Origin of the sequence: Halomarina ordinaria, assembly GCF_030553305.1 — an archaeon.
GTDB lineage: Archaea > Halobacteriota > Halobacteria > Halobacteriales > Haloarculaceae > Halomarina > Halomarina ordinaria.
Genome location: NZ_JARRAH010000001.1, coordinates 1,463,431 through 1,479,678, shown reverse-complemented (window position 1 = coordinate 1,479,678; position 16,248 = coordinate 1,463,431). Strand labels below are relative to the sequence as shown.

The following is a 16,248-nucleotide window of genomic DNA, read 5'->3' as shown; positions in this document are numbered from 1 at the left end:
TCCCCCCGCGCTGGTGTACGGCGTGCGTTCCCGTCTCGCGAAGCGCGTCTACTACGGGTGGGTCGTCGCGGCGTGCTGCTTCGTCTCCTCGGGCATCATGTTCGGGATGACCTACTCCTTCAGCGTGTTCTTCGACGCCCTGCTCGGCGCGTTCGACGCCTCGCCGGCGCGCATCTCGCTCGTCTTCGGCGTCCAGACGTTCGCCATCTACGCCGGCGCCGCCCTCCTCGGCGGGGCGCTCGACCGCTTCGGCCCCCGCCGAATCCTCCTGCTCGGCACCCTCCTGCTCGGCGGCGGCCTCTACGGCACCGGGCTGAGTGCCTCGTACCCGGTGCTCGTGGCGACCTACGGCCTCGTCACCGGCGTCGGGATGGGCTGTCTCTACCTCGTCGCCTACGCCGTCGTCCCCCACTGGTTCCGCCGACGCCGGGGGACGGCGACCGGGTTCGCGAGCGCCGGCCTCGGCGTCGGGATGCTGCTCATCGCGCCCGGCTCCGCCGAACTCATCGCCCGCTACGGCTGGCGCGGGGCGTTCCGGACGCTCGCGGTCGTGCTCACCGCGCTCCTCCTCCTCGCGGTCCTGTTCCTCGCCGACTCGCCGGGGTCGGTCGGCGCCGACCGGAGCCACGAGTTCCCCGGGGAGTCGGCGTCGGCGGAGCGCGCAGGCCGCCCCGCCCTCGACGGCGGCGTGGAACCCATCGGGGGCGTCCGCGAGACGGTCCGGTCGCTCCCGTTCGCGCTGGTCGTCCTCGGCTGGACGCTCATCTACGCGCCGCTGTTCGTCCTCGTCAATCACGCCGTCCCCTTCGCCGGCGACCTCGGCGCGCGGTGGGCGGGGGTCCTCGCGCTCAGCGTCATCGGCTTCACCACGAGCGCCGCCCGCCTCGGCATCGGCTTCGGCGCCGACCGGGTCGGCCGCGTCCGGGTGTTCGTCGTGTCGTCGTCGCTGATGGGCGTCTCGTTGCTCGCGCTCCCGTTCGCGGGCGGCCCGGTCGGACTCCTCGCCGTCGCCACCTGCTTCGGCATCGGTTACGGGGGTAACGGCGCGCTGCTCTCGCCGCTCGTGGCCGACCTCTTCGGCGCCGAGCAACTCGGCGCGCTCTACGGCATCGTCTCGCTCGCCTTCGGGGTCGCCGGGCTGTTCGCCTCGCCGCTCGCCAGCGTCGGCTACGAGACGTTCGGGAGCTACCTCCCCGTCTTCCTCGTCGTCGGCGCCGTCGGCCTGGCCGGTGCGGCCTGTATCGAGGGGGCCGGTCGGCTCCGGGGCGTCCTCTGACTAGCGGGCGTCCTCGACTTCCTCCAGGGCCTCGGGGTTCTCGATGCTGCTCATGTCCCCGAGGTCCTCGCCGGTGTAGGTCGCCTGGATGGCCCGCCTGATTATCTTCCCCGACTGGGTCTTGGGGAACTCGTCGACGAACAGCACCTCGCGCGGGCGGAACGGCTTGCCCAGTTCCTCGCCCACCTGCGCGCGCAGGGCGTCGCGGAGGTCGGCGGTCTCCTCGACCCCCTCCTCCAGGATGACGTAGGCGACGACGGCGGTGCCGGTGGTGTCGTCGGGCGCGCCGATGGCGGCCGCCTGGTTGACGCTCGGGTGGTCGATGAGCGCCCCCTCGACCTCGGCGGGGCCGACCTTCCGGCCGGCGACGTTGAGCGCGTCGTCCGCGCGGCCGTGGAGGAACCAGAACCCGTCCTCGTCCTGCTGGGCCCAGTCGCCGTGGTCCCACATCGGCGGGTCCTCGAACGTCGACCAGTAGGTGTCCAGGTAGCGCTCGTCGCCCGACCACAGTGACTTGGTCATGCTCGGACAGGAGTCGCGCGCGACGAGGAAGCCCCGCTCGTGGTCGTCGGCGACCGACTCGCCGGCCGCGTTCACGATGTCGACGTCCATGCCGAGGCCGGGCTTGCCGAGCGTACAGGGCTTCAGGGGCATCCCCGGCAGGGGCATGAGGAAGCAGCCGCATATCTCGGTCCCGCCGGAGATGTTGATGATGGGAATCTCCCCGTTCCCGACGTGCTCGTAGAACCACAGCCACGACTCGGGGTCCCACGGTTCGCCCGTGCTCCCGAGCAGGCGGAGCGAGGAGAGGTCGTACCCCTCGACCCACTCGTCGCCGTGCTTCCGCAGCGCGCGGATGGCGGTCGGCGAGATGCCGAACTGGGTGAGCCTGTGTCGGTCGATCATCTCCCAGAACCGGTCCGGCCGTGGGTGGTCGGGCGCGCCCTCGTACATGAACACCGTCCCCCCGAAGGTGTGGTTCCCGATGAGCGTCCACGGGCCCATCATCCAGCCGATGTCGCTCACCCAGAAGAAGCGGTCGCCCGGCTTCCGGTCGAAGCCGAAGTGGACCTCCTTGGCCGTCTGGAGGAGGACCCCCGCGTGGGTGTGGACGATGCCCTTCGGTTTGCCGGTCGTCCCCGAGGAGTAGAGCAGCAATGACTCGTCGCTCGCGTCGAGTTCGACGGTGTCGAAGGCGTCGTCCCGCGTCTCGATTACCTCGTCCCAGCGTTCGTCGCGCCCGTCGTCCCACGGGACGTCCGCGCCGAGGCGGTCGTAGACGACGGTGTGCTCGACGAAGCCGGCCTCCGCGATGGCCTCGTCGGCGGTACCCTTCAGCAGCACCTCCTTGCCCCGGCGGAGGAAGCCGTCGCCGGTGAACAGCACCGAGCACTCCGAGTCGGCGATGCGCGTCGCGGTGGCGTCGACGCCGAACCCCGAGAAGATGGGGACGGCGACCGCACCTACCTTGAAACAGCCGTAGAGGATGCTCACCACCTCGGGGACCATCGGCATGTAGAGGCCCACCGTGTCGCCCTTCTCGACGCCGCGCTCGACGAGGTAGTTCGCCACCTGGTTCGACCGACGAGCGAGTTCGTGGTAGGTCACCTCGCGCACCTCGCCGCCCTCGCCCTCCCAGATGGTGGCGACCGTGTTTCGCGTCGCGCTGTCGACGGCGGCGTGGCGGTCGACGGTGTTGTGCGCGGCGTTCAGTCGCCCGCCGACGTACCACTCCGTGAACTGCGGCCCCTCGCTGTCGTCGCGCACGGCGTCGTACGCCTCGTACCAGTCGATACCGAGGTAGTCGGGCAGGACGTCCCAGAACCACTCGACGTCGCGACACCGCTCGACGAGGTCGTCGTGGGTGTCGATGTCGAACTCGCGCATGAACGCGGCGACGTTCGTCGATTCGACCGTCTCCGCCGACGGTTCGTAGACCACCTCGTCGAGGTCGGGCAGGCCGCTCATGGGCGTGTGTGTTACCGCCGGGGGCAAGTAGGTTACTGCGGGCCGGGCGCTCTCGTTCGCGCCGGTCGGCGCGTCGGCCGCGGGCGGCCGATGGTTCGCGCACCCCGCTTCGGTAAACCCTTTTGCCGCCGGGCGAGCAACGAGTACGCATGTACGTCCGGGACGCCAAAAACCGAGAGGAGGTCTGGCTGCTGGACCACATCGAAGCGATGGACCTCGACGACCGGGCGTTTCGCTCGCGCGACTACGTCATCGCCATCGACGAGGAGTCGAACGCACGCGCGGGGTTCGGCCGCATCCGGATACACAACGAGGACGGCGACGCCCCCCGGAGCGCCAGCGGCCGTCGGTCGGCGGCGGGCGACTACTGCGAGGTGACGAGCATCGGGGTCCTCGACGGCTGGCGCGGGCAGGGCGTCGCCGCCCACGTCGTCGAGCGCCTCGTCTCGACGGCCGCCGACCGCGACTTCGAGTCGGTGTACGTCCTCACGGACCAGCCGAACTACTTCACGCAGTTCGGCTTCCGCGCCGTCGAGGCCGACACCCTCCCGGACTCGCTGCGGGAACGCCACGCGGAGAAGCGCGACGCGCGCGAGGACCCGGTCGTCGCGCTCCACCTCGACGTCGACCGCTTCCGGATGCCCGAGCGCCTGCGCGAGCGGTTCAAGACGGCGGCCGAGCGGGGCGAGACGACCCCCGAGGAGGACGCCGAGGACTTCGGCATCGACCCCGAGTCGGCCACCTACAAGTACGACACCGGCCGCTGAGCGCGGGCCGGGGTGGGCGCGAGCCGGCGGCGTCCCGGACGCGACGCGGGTGTGACGCGCTGGCGTCCCGCTAAGTATTAAGCCCGCACGTCGCCACGGTCGAGGCATGTTCGACGAGGACGACCTCCGGCGGATACGCGAGCGCCGGGAGGAGTGGGAGGCGGAGACGCGTGCACCCACCGTAGAGCGCTTCGGGGAGCGAAAGGAGGAGTTCACCACCGACACGGAGGGGACCACCGTCGAGCCCCTCTACACGCCCGACGACGTGGCCGAGCAGGACTACGAGTCCGACCTCGGCTTCCCCGGCGAGGAGCCGTTCACCCGGGGGGTCTACCCGACGATGTACCGCGGTCGGCTGTGGACGATGCGCCAGTACGCCGGCTTCGGCACGTCCGAGGAGACCAACGAGCGCTTCCACTACCTGCTCGACCAGGGCCAGACCGGCCTCTCGATGGCGTTCGACCTGCCGACGCAGATGGGCTACGACTCCGACGACGGCATGGCCGCCGGCGAGGTGGGGAAGTCGGGCGTCGCCATCGACTCGCTGTACGACATGGAGACGGTCTTCGACGGCATCCCGCTCGACGAGGTCTCGACGAGCATGACCATCAACGCGCCCGCGTCGGTCCTGCTGGCGATGTACATCGCCGTCGGCGACCGCCAGGGCGTCGACCGCGAGGAGTTGCGGGGGACCATCCAGAACGACGTACTCAAGGAGTACATCGCGCGCAACACCTACATCTTCCCGCCGGAGCCGTCGATGCGTATCATCACCGACATCTTCGAGTTCTGCGCCGAGGAGGTACCCAGTTTCAACACCATCTCCATCTCCGGCTACCACATCCGCGAGGCCGGCTCCTCCGCGGCCCAGGAACTCGCCTTCACGCTCGCCGACGGTATCGAGTACGTCGAGGCGGCCGTCGAGGCGGGCCTCGACGTCGACGACTTCGCCCCCCAGCTCTCGTTCTTCTTCAACGCCCACAACAACATCTTGGAGGAGGTGGCGAAGTTCCGCGCCGCCCGGCGGATGTGGTACACGATAATGGAGGAGCGCTTCGGTGCCGAGGACCCCAAGTCGAAGCAGTTGAAGTTCCACACCCAGACCGCCGGGTCGACGCTCACCGCCCAGCAGGTCGAGAACAACGTCGTCCGGGTCGCCTACCAGGCGCTCGCGGCGGTCCTCGGCGGCACCCAGAGCCTCCACACCAACGGGAAGGACGAGGCGCTCAGCCTCCCCACGGAGAAGTCGGTCCGGACGGCGCTCCGGACCCAGCAGATACTCGCCCACGAGTCCGGCGCGGCCGACACCGCCGACCCGCTGGCGGGGAGTTACTACATCGAGTCGCTCACGGACGACCTCGAAGCGGAGGCGTTCGACCTCATCGAGGAGGTCGACGAGCGCGGCGGGATGCGCCGGTCCATCGAGGAGCAGTGGGTCCAGCGCCAGATTCAGGACGTCGCCTTCGAGCGCCAGCGCGAGATCGACGAGGAGGAGCGTCTCATCGTCGGCGTCAACGCCTTCGAGACCGACGAGGAACCCGAGGAGGACATCGAGGAGGTGAGCGAGGAGAACCAGCGCCGCCAGCGCGAGCGCCTCGCCTCCGTCAAGGACCGGCGCGACGAGGAGGAGGTCGAGGCGGCCCTCGACGCCCTCCGGACCGCCGCGGACGACGGCGAGAACGTCATGCCCTACATCGTCGACGCGGTGAAGGCCTACGCGACGACGGGCGAGGTCTGCGACGCGATGCGCGACGTCTTCGGCGAGTACAACCCCGGCCTCTGACGGTCCCGCCCCCAGCGACTACCCCCGTGCCGGTTCTCCCACCGCCCGCCCGCTCAGTCGTTGCTGTAGCTGACGCGCTGTTCCCGGGCCGCCTCCTTGTCGGCGCGCGCCCGGTCGCGGACGGTCCCGAGGTCGAACGTCTCGCCGTAGCCCAGGGCGCTCAACCCGAGGATGGTCACCAGCGCGGCGGCCGTCGCGGGGACGGCCGATTCGAGCGGCCCCTCCCCGAACAGTGCCGGTTCGCCGAGGACGAACGCCCAGACGACGAACACGACCCCGCCGACGACGAAGCCGGGAAGACCCGCCTCGCGGGTCGTCCCGTCCCAGAGCATGCTGAGGATGCCGGCGAACAGCACCGACATGATGCCCATGCCGAGGGTGTTGATGGTGATTATCTCGATGCCGCTGAACGCGATGACGGCCGCCGTCAGGCCGAACGCGAGGATTGTCGCGCGCGTCACGGCCACGAGGTGGGCGTCGGAGAGGCCCGCCCGCCCGCCGCGAAGCGGGATGTAGAGGTCGTTGACGAACGTGGTCGCGCCGGCGAGCAGGAACGAGTCGGCCCCGCTCATCACCGACCCGACGGCGGCCGCCAGCAGGAGGCCGGCGACGACCGGCGGGAGCGTGTTCGTCAGCGTCCACGCGAACGCCATCGACGACTCTATCTGCGCGCCCTGGGCGTTCGCGATCATCCCCGCGGCCGCAGTGAGGACACCGTACCCCGTGATGACCACCCCCGCCAGGAACGTCCCGAACATCGCCACCCGCTTGCTGCGCGCCGACCAGGTCCGCTGGAGCATCTGCTGCTGGGCGCCGGCGACGGTGAGGTACATCAGGTACCACGAGCCGATCTGCACCAGTCCGACGCCGAACCAGTTGGTGTGGCCGGCGGGCACGTTCGCGGCGATGGCGTCGACGCCGCCGACGTTCAGCACGGCGACGGGGATGGCGACGAACATCCCGACGATGATGAGCACGCCGTGGAGCGTGTCGGCCCACGCGACCGACCCCATCCCCCCGTAGAGCGTGATGGCGATGAAGACGACGACGCTGGCCCAGAACGCGACGCTCAGGGGGATGTCCGTGACGGTGGCGATGATGGAGGCCATCCCGATGGTCTGGCCCGTCGTCAGCGCCACCTGTCCGACGACGGTGAAGATAGCCGCGAAGTACTTCGTGTAGTCGCCGAAGACGCGCCCGAGGAGTTCGGGGACGCTCACCACGTCGAAGGAGTAGAGGAAGCCGATGAGGACGGTGATGGTCATCCACGCCAGCCCCTGGGCCATCGCGTACCACTGGGCGCTGACGCCGTCGGTGAACGCCTGCTGAGCGATCCCCATCGTGAGGCCCCCGCCGGCGAACGTCGCGAAGTACGTCATCATGTACACCGGCAGACCGAGGTTCCGGCCCGCGAGCGTGAACTCGAGGTAGCCCGACCCCGCGCCGCGCCCGCCCCACCACGCGATGAGGAGGGTCGCGACGGCGTACCCCGCCATCGTCAGTATCAGCGGGTCGGTCAGCGAGACCATCCGTCCCCGCCTCGCGCCCCCGTTCGTCGCCCCGATACCCCCGATATGACTGCCGTAGGAGTCATTCCCGAATGCGTGCTCGTGCGTGCGTCAAAGAACGACTGCTTGCCTGTGAATGCACGGTGCGACGACACGAACCGGGACTGTTTCGTCCCCGCCGGTCGACGCCCGCGTATGCACTTCGACCACGCCGGCATCGCGACCGACGACGCCGCCGGCCTCGCCGAGACCTACTGCGAGCTGTTCCGGACGCGCGTCGCCCACGAGGAGCAGTTCGGCGACCTCCACGTCCTCTTCCTCGAGTTCGGCGACAGCTACTTCGAGTTGCTCGAACCGACCGGCGAGGGGACCATCGCGCGCTACCTCGACCGCAACGGCCCGGGCATCCACCACCTCGCGCTGACCACGTCCGACATCGAGGCGGCGCTCGCGCGCGCGAAGACGATGGACGTCGAGTGCATCGACGAGGAGCCTCGTCCGGGTGCCTGGGGCCACGACGTGGCGTTCCTCCACCCGAAGTCGACCGGGGGTATCCTGGTCGAGTTCGTCCAACACTAGACCCTCGGAACCGCGCGTGCCGGCGGCGCGTGCGGCCGGACCGGTGCGCCTGCTCTCGCCGTCCTCTCGCGGTCGCGTTCGCCTCACCCGGGGCACGGACTCGAGCGTCGGGGTCGTCCGTCGGTGTCGGAATCGCTCGTCGGTGCGCAGGCACGTCCGTCGTGGTTCGACCGCCTCCTCGTCGATATCGACCGGCGTGGAATCGGACCGTCGCCGGTCGGCGACTCGACTCGACGCGTTCGAACCGCCGACTACTCCGCGCCGGGTTCGGGGCCGAAGCTCTCCAGTTTCGCCGCCTCGACGTCGTAGCCCGCCCGGTCGAGCGCGTCGCGCGCGTCGTCGATGAACGGGGCGAAGCCGTAGACGAACACCTGTCCGTCGTCGTCGGCCTCCTCCAGCGACGCGTCGAGCGACTCCTCCCCCTCGAGGATAGCGACGGGGACGCCGCGCTCGGCCAGCGCCGCGAGACGCTCGCCGTGGATGGGGTCGTCGTCGCGGTAGACGACGGTTGCGTCGCCGCCGTCGTCGAGGGTCCGTTCGGCGATGGCGACGGCGGGGCCGACGCCCGGTCCGCCCGCGAGGACGAACGTGCGTTCCTCGCCCTCGTAGTGGGCGTCGCCGAAGGGGCCGGCGAGGCTGACCGCGTCGCCCGGCGCGAGCGAGGCGAGGTAGGTCCCGAACTCCCCCTCGGGGTCGACGGTGAGCGTCACCTCGAAGGTCTCGCCCACCTCCGGCGAGGAGACGGTGTAGAACCGCGAGACCTCCTCCTCACCGACGAGGGCGCTGAGGCGCACGAACTGGCCGGGCTGGGCGTCGAAGCCCGTGGGGGTCTCGAAGTCGATTGCGAGGGCGTTCGTGCCCACCTCGCGGACGGCAGCGACGGTCACGTCTGTCTGGTCCATAGGGAGTGTGCGTTCGTCCGGTTCGAAGGCACTTTCGGTCCCGGCGACTGGACGAGCATACGCTATTCAGAAGCCTTTTGCGGTGTGGAAGGGTAGCCCTGCGTAGCATGCCCGACGACCTCAACTGGGCCATCGGCGGCGAAGCCGGCGATGGTATCGACTCAACTGGGAAGATTTTCGCCCAGGCGCTCTCCCGAGCGGGTCGACACGTCTTCACCTCGAAGGACTTCGCCTCCCGAATCCGAGGGGGATACACCGCCTACAAGGTCCGGACGTCCGTCGACCGCGTCGAGAGCGTCGTCGACCGCCTCGACGTGCTCATCGCGCTGACCCAGCGGACCGTCGACGAGAACATGGACGAACTCCACGAGGGGTCCGTCATCATCTACGACGGCGAGCGGACGACGATGCAGGACCTCGAGATTCCCGAGGGGATGATCGGCCTCGACGTCCCCCTGAAGAGCCTCGCCGAGGACGCCGGCGGCGCCATCATGCGCAACGTCGTCGCGCTGGGCGCCGCCTGCGAGGTCGCCGCCTTCCCCATCGACAACCTCGCCGAGTCGCTGGAGAAGCGCTTCGGCGGCAAGGGCGAGGCCATCGTCGAGAACAACAAGCGGGCCGCGGAACTCGGGCAGGAGTACGTCCAGGAGCACTACGACCACGAGTTCGACTACGACCTCGAGACGACCGACAACGACTACGTCCTGCTCAACGGCGACGAGGCCATCGGGATGGGCGCGCTGGCCGCCGGCTGTCGGTTCTACTCGGGCTACCCCATCACCCCCGCGACGAACGTGATGGAGTACCTCACCGGGCGTATCGAGCGCTACGGCGGGACCGTCATCCAGGCCGAGGACGAACTGTCGGCCATCAACATGGCGCTCGGCGCCGCCCGCGCCGGCGCGCGCGCGATGACCGCCACCTCCGGGCCGGGCATCGACCTGATGACCGAGACGTTCGGACTCGTCGCGACGACCGAGACGCCCCTGGTCATCGTCGACGTGATGCGCTCCGGCCCCTCCACCGGGATGCCGACCAAACAGGAGCAGGGCGACCTCAACATGCTCCTGTACGGCGGGCACGGCGAGATACCGCGGTTCGTCCTCGCCCCGACCACCGTCAGCGAGTGCTTCCACAAGGCGGTCGAGGCGTTCAACCTCGCCGAGAAGTACCAGACGCCCGTCTACCTCGCCTCGGACCTCGCGCTCGCGGTCACGGAACAGACGTTCCCGCCCGAGGAGTTCGACATGGACGCGGTCGAGATCGACCGCGGCAACGTCGTCTCCGAGGACGCCATCGACGAGTGGTCGAACGAGAAGGGCCAGTTCCAGCCCCACCTCGCCACCGAGGACGGCGTCAGCCCGCGCGCGTTCCCCGGGATGGCCGGCGGCGCGCACATGACGACGGGCCTCGAACACGACGCGCTCGGCCGCCGTACGGAGGACACCGACGTCCGTATAGAGCAGGTCGAGAAGCGCACCCGGAAGGTCGAGACCGCGCGCGAACGCGAGGACTGGTCGCCCCGCGAGTTCGGCGACGAGGACGCGGACACGCTCGTCGTCTCGTGGGGGTCGAACGAGGGTGCGATGCGCGAGGCGATGGGCTTCCTGGAGGAGGAGGACGTCTCCGTCCGCTTCCTCTCGATACCCTACCTGTTCCCCCGCGCGGACCTGAGCGCGGACATCGAGGCCGCCGAGGAGGTCATCGTCGTCGAGTGTAACGCGACGGGTCAGCTCGCGGACGTCATCGAGCACGACGCACTTACCCGCGTCAAGCGCATCAACAAGTACAACGGCGTCCGGTTCAAGGCGGACGAACTGGCCGACGACGTGAAACGCGCGCTCGGCGAGAGCGCGGAGGTGACGGCATGAGTTCCCAAGTCAGGTTCACAGACTTCAAATCCGACAAGCAACCCACGTGGTGTCCCGGCTGCGGCGACTTCGGGACGATGAACGGCATGATGAAAGCCCTCGCCAACACGGGCAACGACCCCGACAACACGTTCGTCGTCGCGGGTATCGGCTGTTCGGGCAAGATCGGGACGTACATGCACAGCTACGCGCTGCACGGCGTCCACGGTCGCGCCCTCCCCGTCGGCATCGGCGTGAAGGCGGCCAACCCCAACCTCGAAGTGATGGTCGCCGGCGGCGACGGCGACGGCTACTCCATCGGGGCCGGCCACTTCGTCCACGCCGTCCGGCGCAACATGGACATGACGTACGTCGTCATGGACAACCGCATCTACGGGCTGACGAAGGGGCAGTTCTCGCCCACCAGCCGCGAGGACTTCGAGACCTCCACGAGTCCCGACGGCACCCACCAGTCGCCGGTCAACCCGCTCGCGCTGGCGCTCGCCGCCGGCGGGTCGTTCATCGCCCAGTCGTTCTCCTCGGACGCCCAGCGCCACGCACAGATCGTCCAGGAGGCCATCGAACACCCCGGCTTCGGCTTCGTCAACGTCTACTCGCCGTGTGTCACGTTCAACGACGTCGACACCTACGACTACTTCCGCGACTCGCTCGTGGACCTCGGTGAGGACGAGGACTACGACGAGACGGACTACGACCAGGCCACCGAGGTCATCCTCGACTCCGAGAAGGAGTACCAGGGCGTCATCTACCGCGACGACGAGTCGGTGCCCTACAACGAGCGCATGGGCCTGACCGAGGACCTCTCGGACATCCCCTCGGGCGCGCCCGACGACGCGATGGACCTGGTGCGGGAGTTCTACTAGCCACCCACGTTTTTACTGCGGGGGGGGGCGCGAAGCGCGACCCCCGCTTGCAAAAACCTGGACGAAAAAGGGCCGAGTTCGAGCGCGCCGCGCTCGAACTCGGGGAACCGCGCTCGCGTCGCTCGCGCGGACGCCAGTCTGTTTTGCCGAATCGGTCTTTCCAGTCTCTCCTCGTGATTCAGCTGTTAGATGGAGAGCGTGAGTCTATCAGAACAAAGAGTGCATACGGACCGGTGTCACGAATTCGTGTTTGGAGGCAGAGTAAACCGGGCGTTCACCACACGTGGGCTCACTGAACCGTTCCGAGGAAGTCTAGCATCTCCTCGTTGAAATACTGTGGATTGTCGTCGTTTGCATTGTGTCCGGCGTCAGGTATCACTTCGTATCGGCAGTTCGGTTCTTTCTCGGCCCATAAGGGTGCGTCGCGAGCAACCGTCCCGGTCCGGTCGTTGTCTCCATGTGTCAACAAGAACGGTCTCTGGATGGTGTATCCGGGCTCTGAATGGAGGGCCCCAGAGACCGCCTTCCAGACGGTCACGAACTCTTTCTTCGAAAGCTGGCTCGCTGCACGGTAGGCATAGCGTTTTGCACGTTCGGTCTCCGCCGTGTTTTCAGCGATAGTCTTTTTCAAATGCCGGTACGGCCAGACTGTGAACAGGTATGGTGAGAGTTTGAGCGCAAGATTCTCCAAACGCGGTGGGATTCGTGTGACATCTGTCGCTCCGATTATCACAAGCGCGTCGACTCGTTCCGGATACCGGAACAACAGCTCTTGCGCGACGTAGCCACCGAGTGACTGCCCGACGGCTGTTACCGTCCTCACGTCGATTTCGTCGAGAATCGCTACTAGATCGTCGACAACAGTAGAGAGACTGAACCCCACACCGATGGGCTTCGATACTCCGTGTCCTCGCATATCCCAGCCCAGTACCCGGTAACCGGCCTTAAGCAACGGTTCGAGTTGTTCATCAAACAGATGGTGGTCCATCGTGGCCCCATGTGTCAGCACGACTACTGGCGCGTCCTCGGGGCCAACCGTCCAGTAATGGAGCAAAGAGCCCCCTCTATCGAGAATCGACGCGTTTCCCCAGTCTACTTCTCCATCAGTTTCCGACATGAGCCGAAGGATAGCTCTCTATCGTGTTAACACCGATGACCAAACGTTCTCCTGCGACTGTTTCACGAACCAACCGACAGAGGTGGATTGAGCGCAGGTTTCACTGCCGACGGGTGTGTGGGGAGGTTAGGTCGGCACCAGTCTCGTTCGTCTACAGAGTGTATTATCGCCAACTGACCCCGAAAGCCCATCAGACTGGTAGAATTGAGTCGAGATTGGGGCGAAAGAGTCGGCGAGAGCCATCTTTCCGGAGCTATGAACTATCGATAGTGACGTCATCGATACACTCGCGGCACGGGTCTACCAGCTGAGTCACTCCGAATCGGTGTGAAAGGAACCGATCACATCGATTGCCGGATTTGCGAGACAGAGCGCGTGAGTGTATCAACTGTGCCCGGACCTGTGAGTAGCCGTGAGGAACGCCTGGGACCAGCACTGCCCGATCGAACGGGACCGGTCGACAGTCGCGACGAAACGTCCCGCCACGCTTCCCCCGCCAGCGACGTCTATTTGCGCACCTCTCACCTAGCTTGCTCGAACTATGGCGATCAAGCGGATGGACAACGTCCTCATCGTGGTCGAGGACCTCGAAGCTGCGAAGGCGTTCTTCTCGGAGCTCGGTATGCAATTGGAGGGCGAAATGCGCGTCGAGGGAGAGTGGGCAGGCCGCGTCGTGGGCCTCGAAAATGTCCAGAGCGACATCGCCATGATGCGGACCCCCGACGGCCACAGCCGCGTCGAGCTCTCGAAGTTCATCACGCCCACGGCCCCCCGCGACGGATTCGAGGAACCAGCAGCGAACACTCGGGGAATCCGCCGCATCATGTTCACCGTCGACGACATCGACGACCTCCTCGACCGCCTCCGCTCCCACGAAGCCGAACTCGTGGGCGAAGTCGCCCAGTACGAAGACGTCTACCGCCTCTGTTATGTGCGCGGTCCCGAAGGCATCATCGTCGGGTTGGCCAAGGAACTCGACGGAGCCTAGTGGGTCACCCTCACGCACTTTCCGGCCACCGTTTTGAGCCGGAGGATTCTGGGGGACCAGGACCAGTGCGCTACCTTCCAGCGGAGTATCGTGATACACTCGCGCCACGGGTCTCCCATTCCACCCTGACAATGTCCATCCGAGACGGACCGTCTCTCCGAGGCGCTGTACTGGAAGGGACGACTGACATCGGTCGCTGACGCTAACCGAAACGCATGACAGGGGCGGTAACGGACTCTCATAGTATGAACGGAGACGAGAAAGACCACTTCGATGTCGTCATCGCCGGAGCGGGCCCCGCTGGCGGGCAGTGTGCCCGCGACCTCGCTGCGCGCGGCTACGACGTCGTCCTCCTCGAAACCGAGGCCGAGGAGGAGTTCCCGCGTCAGAGCAACAAGTCGACCGCGGGCACGTTCCCGTCGATGATGACGGCCTTCGGCGTCCCCGACCGCCTCGTCGAGAAGTTCACCGACAGCGTCGTCGTCGAATCGCCCAACGGACACTACAAGCAACCGCAGCCCGGCGCGGTCCTCGACTTCGTCGCGTTCAAGCAGTGGCTCGTCGAGGACGCGCGCGACCACGGTGCGGAGGTGCGCTTCGAGTCGCGCGTCTCCGCGCCCATCACGGAGGACGGCGAGGTCGTCGGCGTGAAGTACGCCGGGGGGGAGGAGGTGTACGGCGACGTCGTCGTCGACGCGACCGGCCCGAGTGCCCCGCTGGCGAAGGCACTGGACGTGAGTGACCTCCACCGCGCGAACCAGGCCATCGGCATCGACTACAAACTCGAGGGGCTAGACCTCGACCACGAGGACTACGCCGACCTCCACGGCGCGATGATGCTCCGTCTCGACCACGACATCGCGCCCGGCGGCTACTCGTGGATCTTCCACACGGGCGGCGACACCGCGAAGGTCGGCGTCTGTTACATCCAGAACGAGCGCCACGAGGAACTCGCCCGCGACGGGATGCGCATCGACGACTACCTCGACTACTGGCGGGAGACCGACCCGCGCTTCGCGGACGCCGAACCCGTGGAGGGCGCCCACATCCTCCGCGGGTCGGCGCACATCCAGATGCCCGGCCGTCTGAGCACTGACAACTTCATGGCCGTCGGCGACACCGTCCCGACCATCGACCCGCTCTGGGGGGAGGGCATCCACCAGGGGATGGAGTCCGGACGCGCCGCGGCCATCACCGCCGACCACTGCCTGACGCTCGACACGCCCGACACCTCCGCCGACCGGATGTCGGTGTACGACGACCTCTGGCACGAGCGCGTCGCGCCGGACATGCAGCGACGGCTGCTCATGACGGAGTTGCTCTACCTCGTCCCGAACGAGCGCTACGACGGTTTCATCCGCGACCTCAACCGACTCGCGCCCGAGACGCTGACGAGCGCGAGCGGCGGACGGTTCCGCTCCATCGCCCGCCTGCTCGAACTCGGCGACCTCCGGTATCTCGCGAAGATAGCGCGCAACCGCCTCACGGACCCGTACCACCGCTGGAACCCGCTCTCCTAGTCGCCCGGCGAGCGCCCATCGACCGTCACGGCGGGCGGTACGCGGACGCCGACCCGACTCCGGAGGTTTACATACGAACACGCGGCCAGTCCCGTCGTGTCCTGACAGCCGCCGTGGGGAGGAGTGCGGTCGCGCGACGCGACTCCCCGCGGGCCGCCCGCGTCGCCTGTTCGCCCCGACGTGCGTCCGGCAGCGTGCGAGGTTCTAGCATCCGGGTTCGTAACCACTTTTGAGCTCTCGCCCCTCGTCCCGCGTATGGCTCAACAGCACCAGCTTACGCCGTCCGACGTGCCCGACGCGAGCGGCATGCCGATGCTCGGCCTCGGAACCTGGGAGAACGAGGACCCCGAGCAGTGTACCGAGAGCGTCGCGACGGCGCTCGAGATGGGCTACCGCCACATCGACACCGCACAGGCCTACGGCAACGAGAAGGCCGTCGGCGACGGCATCAAGCGCGCCGACGTCGCCCGCGACGACGTCTTCCTCGCCACCAAGGTGTGGATAGAGAACCTCGCCGCCGAGGACGTCCTCGAGTCCACCCGCGAGAGCATGGACAAACTCGGCGTCGACTACCTCGACCTGCTGTACGTCCACTGGCCGGCCGGCGAGTACGACCCGGCCGACACGCTCGGCGCGCTCACGCACCTCCAGGACGAGGGGGCCATCGAGCGCATCGGCGTGAGCAACTTCGAGCCCGAGCACCTCGAAACCGCTCAGGAGGTCTGTGAGGCGCCCATCTTCGCCAATCAGGTGGAGATGCATCCGAACCTCCAGCAGGACGAACTCCGCGAGTACTGCGACGAGGAGGGCATCGAACTGGTCGCGTACTCGCCGCTCGCGCGCGGCACCGTCTTCGACGACCCCGCGCTCACGGACATCGCGGAGAAGCACGACGCGAGTGCCGCCCAGGTGAGCCTCGCGTGGCTCCGCGAGAAGGACGTCACCGCCATCCCCAAGGCGACGAGCGAGGACCACATCAGCGACAACTGGGCGTCGCTCGCCCTCGAACTCGACGACGAGGACATCCGGCGCATCGACGACATCGAGCGCGAGGACCGGCAGGTCAACCCGCCGTTCAGCCCCGACAGCTGGTAACGACCCGCTCG

The 16,248-nt window shown here is 67.6% G+C and carries 13 protein-coding genes; 9 read left to right on the top strand and 4 right to left on the bottom strand.

Features of this window, described 5'->3' with window-relative positions; translation table 11 throughout:
- Window positions 1-22: 22 nt before the first annotated feature.
- Window positions 23-1,276, top strand: a complete 1,254-nt coding sequence (locus P1Y20_RS08070) for an MFS transporter (RefSeq protein WP_304448148.1) — start codon at window positions 23-25, stop codon at window positions 1,274-1,276.
- Here the strand turns inward: P1Y20_RS08070 and P1Y20_RS08065 are convergent, their stop codons facing one another.
- Entirely contained in the window at window positions 1,277-3,244 is a 1,968-nt protein-coding gene (locus P1Y20_RS08065) for an AMP-binding protein (RefSeq protein WP_304448147.1), read from the bottom strand.
- A 149-nt stretch (window positions 3,245-3,393) separates the two neighbouring features.
- Between P1Y20_RS08065 and P1Y20_RS08060 the strand changes: the two genes are divergently transcribed.
- Together P1Y20_RS08060 and P1Y20_RS08055 are read left to right on the top strand one after the other, a co-directional pair.
- Entirely contained in the window at window positions 3,394-4,011 is a 618-nt protein-coding gene (locus P1Y20_RS08060; RefSeq protein ID WP_304448146.1) for a GNAT family N-acetyltransferase, read from the top strand.
- Between the two features lie 106 nt (window positions 4,012-4,117).
- Window positions 4,118-5,794, top strand: a complete 1,677-nt coding sequence (locus P1Y20_RS08055; RefSeq protein ID WP_304448145.1) for an acyl-CoA mutase large subunit family protein — start codon at window positions 4,118-4,120, stop codon at window positions 5,792-5,794.
- A 53-nt stretch (window positions 5,795-5,847) separates the two neighbouring features.
- Here P1Y20_RS08055 and P1Y20_RS08050 read toward each other — a convergent pair whose 3' ends face one another.
- The gene (locus tag P1Y20_RS08050; protein ID WP_304448144.1) at window positions 5,848-7,323 is read right to left on the bottom strand and encodes a sodium:solute symporter family protein; all 1,476 of its coding nucleotides are present in this window, start codon (window positions 7,321-7,323) and stop codon (window positions 5,848-5,850) included.
- 174 nt (window positions 7,324-7,497) lie between these two features.
- Between P1Y20_RS08050 and mce the strand changes: the two genes are divergently transcribed.
- Window positions 7,498-7,881 (top strand): methylmalonyl-CoA epimerase, encoded by a 384-nt coding sequence (mce, locus tag P1Y20_RS08045; RefSeq protein ID WP_304448143.1) that lies wholly within the window; start codon window positions 7,498-7,500, stop codon window positions 7,879-7,881.
- Between the two features lie 251 nt (window positions 7,882-8,132).
- On the opposite strand, the gene P1Y20_RS08040 is transcribed toward mce, so the two are convergent.
- A complete protein-coding gene (locus tag P1Y20_RS08040; RefSeq protein ID WP_304448142.1) occupies window positions 8,133-8,783 on the bottom strand; it encodes an FAD-dependent oxidoreductase in 651 nt (216 codons plus the stop codon).
- 107 nt (window positions 8,784-8,890) lie between these two features.
- On the opposite strand from P1Y20_RS08040, the gene P1Y20_RS08035 reads away from it, so the two are divergent.
- Window positions 8,891-10,654, top strand: a complete 1,764-nt coding sequence (locus P1Y20_RS08035) for a 2-oxoacid:acceptor oxidoreductase subunit alpha (RefSeq protein ID WP_304448141.1) — start codon at window positions 8,891-8,893, stop codon at window positions 10,652-10,654.
- The gene (locus P1Y20_RS08030; RefSeq protein ID WP_304448140.1) at window positions 10,651-11,517 is read left to right on the top strand and encodes a 2-oxoacid:ferredoxin oxidoreductase subunit beta; all 867 of its coding nucleotides are present in this window, start codon (window positions 10,651-10,653) and stop codon (window positions 11,515-11,517) included. The genes P1Y20_RS08035 and P1Y20_RS08030 overlap by 4 nt, the downstream gene beginning before the upstream one ends.
- A 289-nt stretch (window positions 11,518-11,806) precedes the next feature.
- Here the strand turns inward: P1Y20_RS08030 and P1Y20_RS08025 are convergent, their stop codons facing one another.
- The gene (locus tag P1Y20_RS08025; RefSeq protein WP_304448139.1) at window positions 11,807-12,634 is read right to left on the bottom strand and encodes an alpha/beta fold hydrolase; all 828 of its coding nucleotides are present in this window, start codon (window positions 12,632-12,634) and stop codon (window positions 11,807-11,809) included.
- 541 nt (window positions 12,635-13,175) lie between these two features.
- Here P1Y20_RS08025 and P1Y20_RS08020 point away from each other — a divergent pair.
- The 3 genes from P1Y20_RS08020 to P1Y20_RS08010 all read left to right on the top strand — a co-directional run bounded on the left by P1Y20_RS08020 (window position 13,176) and on the right by P1Y20_RS08010 (window position 16,237).
- Window positions 13,176-13,622: a VOC family protein gene (locus tag P1Y20_RS08020; RefSeq protein WP_304448138.1), complete on the top strand. Its 447-nt coding sequence runs from the start codon at window positions 13,176-13,178 to the stop codon at window positions 13,620-13,622.
- A 245-nt stretch (window positions 13,623-13,867) separates the two neighbouring features.
- Window positions 13,868-15,142: a digeranylgeranylglycerophospholipid reductase gene (locus tag P1Y20_RS08015; RefSeq protein WP_304448137.1), complete on the top strand. Its 1,275-nt coding sequence runs from the start codon at window positions 13,868-13,870 to the stop codon at window positions 15,140-15,142.
- A 255-nt stretch (window positions 15,143-15,397) separates the two neighbouring features.
- The gene (locus P1Y20_RS08010) at window positions 15,398-16,237 is read left to right on the top strand and encodes an aldo/keto reductase (RefSeq protein ID WP_368662141.1); all 840 of its coding nucleotides are present in this window, start codon (window positions 15,398-15,400) and stop codon (window positions 16,235-16,237) included.
- Window positions 16,238-16,248 lie beyond the last annotated feature (11 nt).

Excerpts from the sequence above, each read along its gene's own strand:
- P1Y20_RS08065 (WP_304448147.1), bottom strand. The coding sequence starts at position 3,244 with ATGAGCGGCCTGCCCGACCTCGACGAGGTGGTCTACGAACCGTCGGCG.
- P1Y20_RS08060 (WP_304448146.1), top strand. The coding sequence starts at position 3,394 with ATGTACGTCCGGGACGCCAAAAACCGAGAGGAGGTCTGGCTGCTGGAC.
- P1Y20_RS08055 (WP_304448145.1), top strand. The coding sequence starts at position 4,118 with ATGTTCGACGAGGACGACCTCCGGCGGATACGCGAGCGCCGGGAGGAG.
- P1Y20_RS08050 (WP_304448144.1), bottom strand. The coding sequence starts at position 7,323 with ATGGTCTCGCTGACCGACCCGCTGATACTGACGATGGCGGGGTACGCC.
- mce (WP_304448143.1), top strand. The coding sequence starts at position 7,498 with ATGCACTTCGACCACGCCGGCATCGCGACCGACGACGCCGCCGGCCTC.
- P1Y20_RS08040 (WP_304448142.1), bottom strand. The coding sequence starts at position 8,783 with ATGGACCAGACAGACGTGACCGTCGCTGCCGTCCGCGAGGTGGGCACG.
- P1Y20_RS08035 (WP_304448141.1), top strand. The coding sequence starts at position 8,891 with ATGCCCGACGACCTCAACTGGGCCATCGGCGGCGAAGCCGGCGATGGT.
- P1Y20_RS08030 (WP_304448140.1), top strand. The coding sequence starts at position 10,651 with ATGAGTTCCCAAGTCAGGTTCACAGACTTCAAATCCGACAAGCAACCC.
- P1Y20_RS08025 (WP_304448139.1), bottom strand. The coding sequence starts at position 12,634 with ATGTCGGAAACTGATGGAGAAGTAGACTGGGGAAACGCGTCGATTCTC.
- P1Y20_RS08020 (WP_304448138.1), top strand. The coding sequence starts at position 13,176 with ATGGCGATCAAGCGGATGGACAACGTCCTCATCGTGGTCGAGGACCTC.
- P1Y20_RS08015 (WP_304448137.1), top strand. The coding sequence starts at position 13,868 with ATGAACGGAGACGAGAAAGACCACTTCGATGTCGTCATCGCCGGAGCG.
- P1Y20_RS08010 (WP_368662141.1), top strand. The coding sequence starts at position 15,398 with ATGGCTCAACAGCACCAGCTTACGCCGTCCGACGTGCCCGACGCGAGC.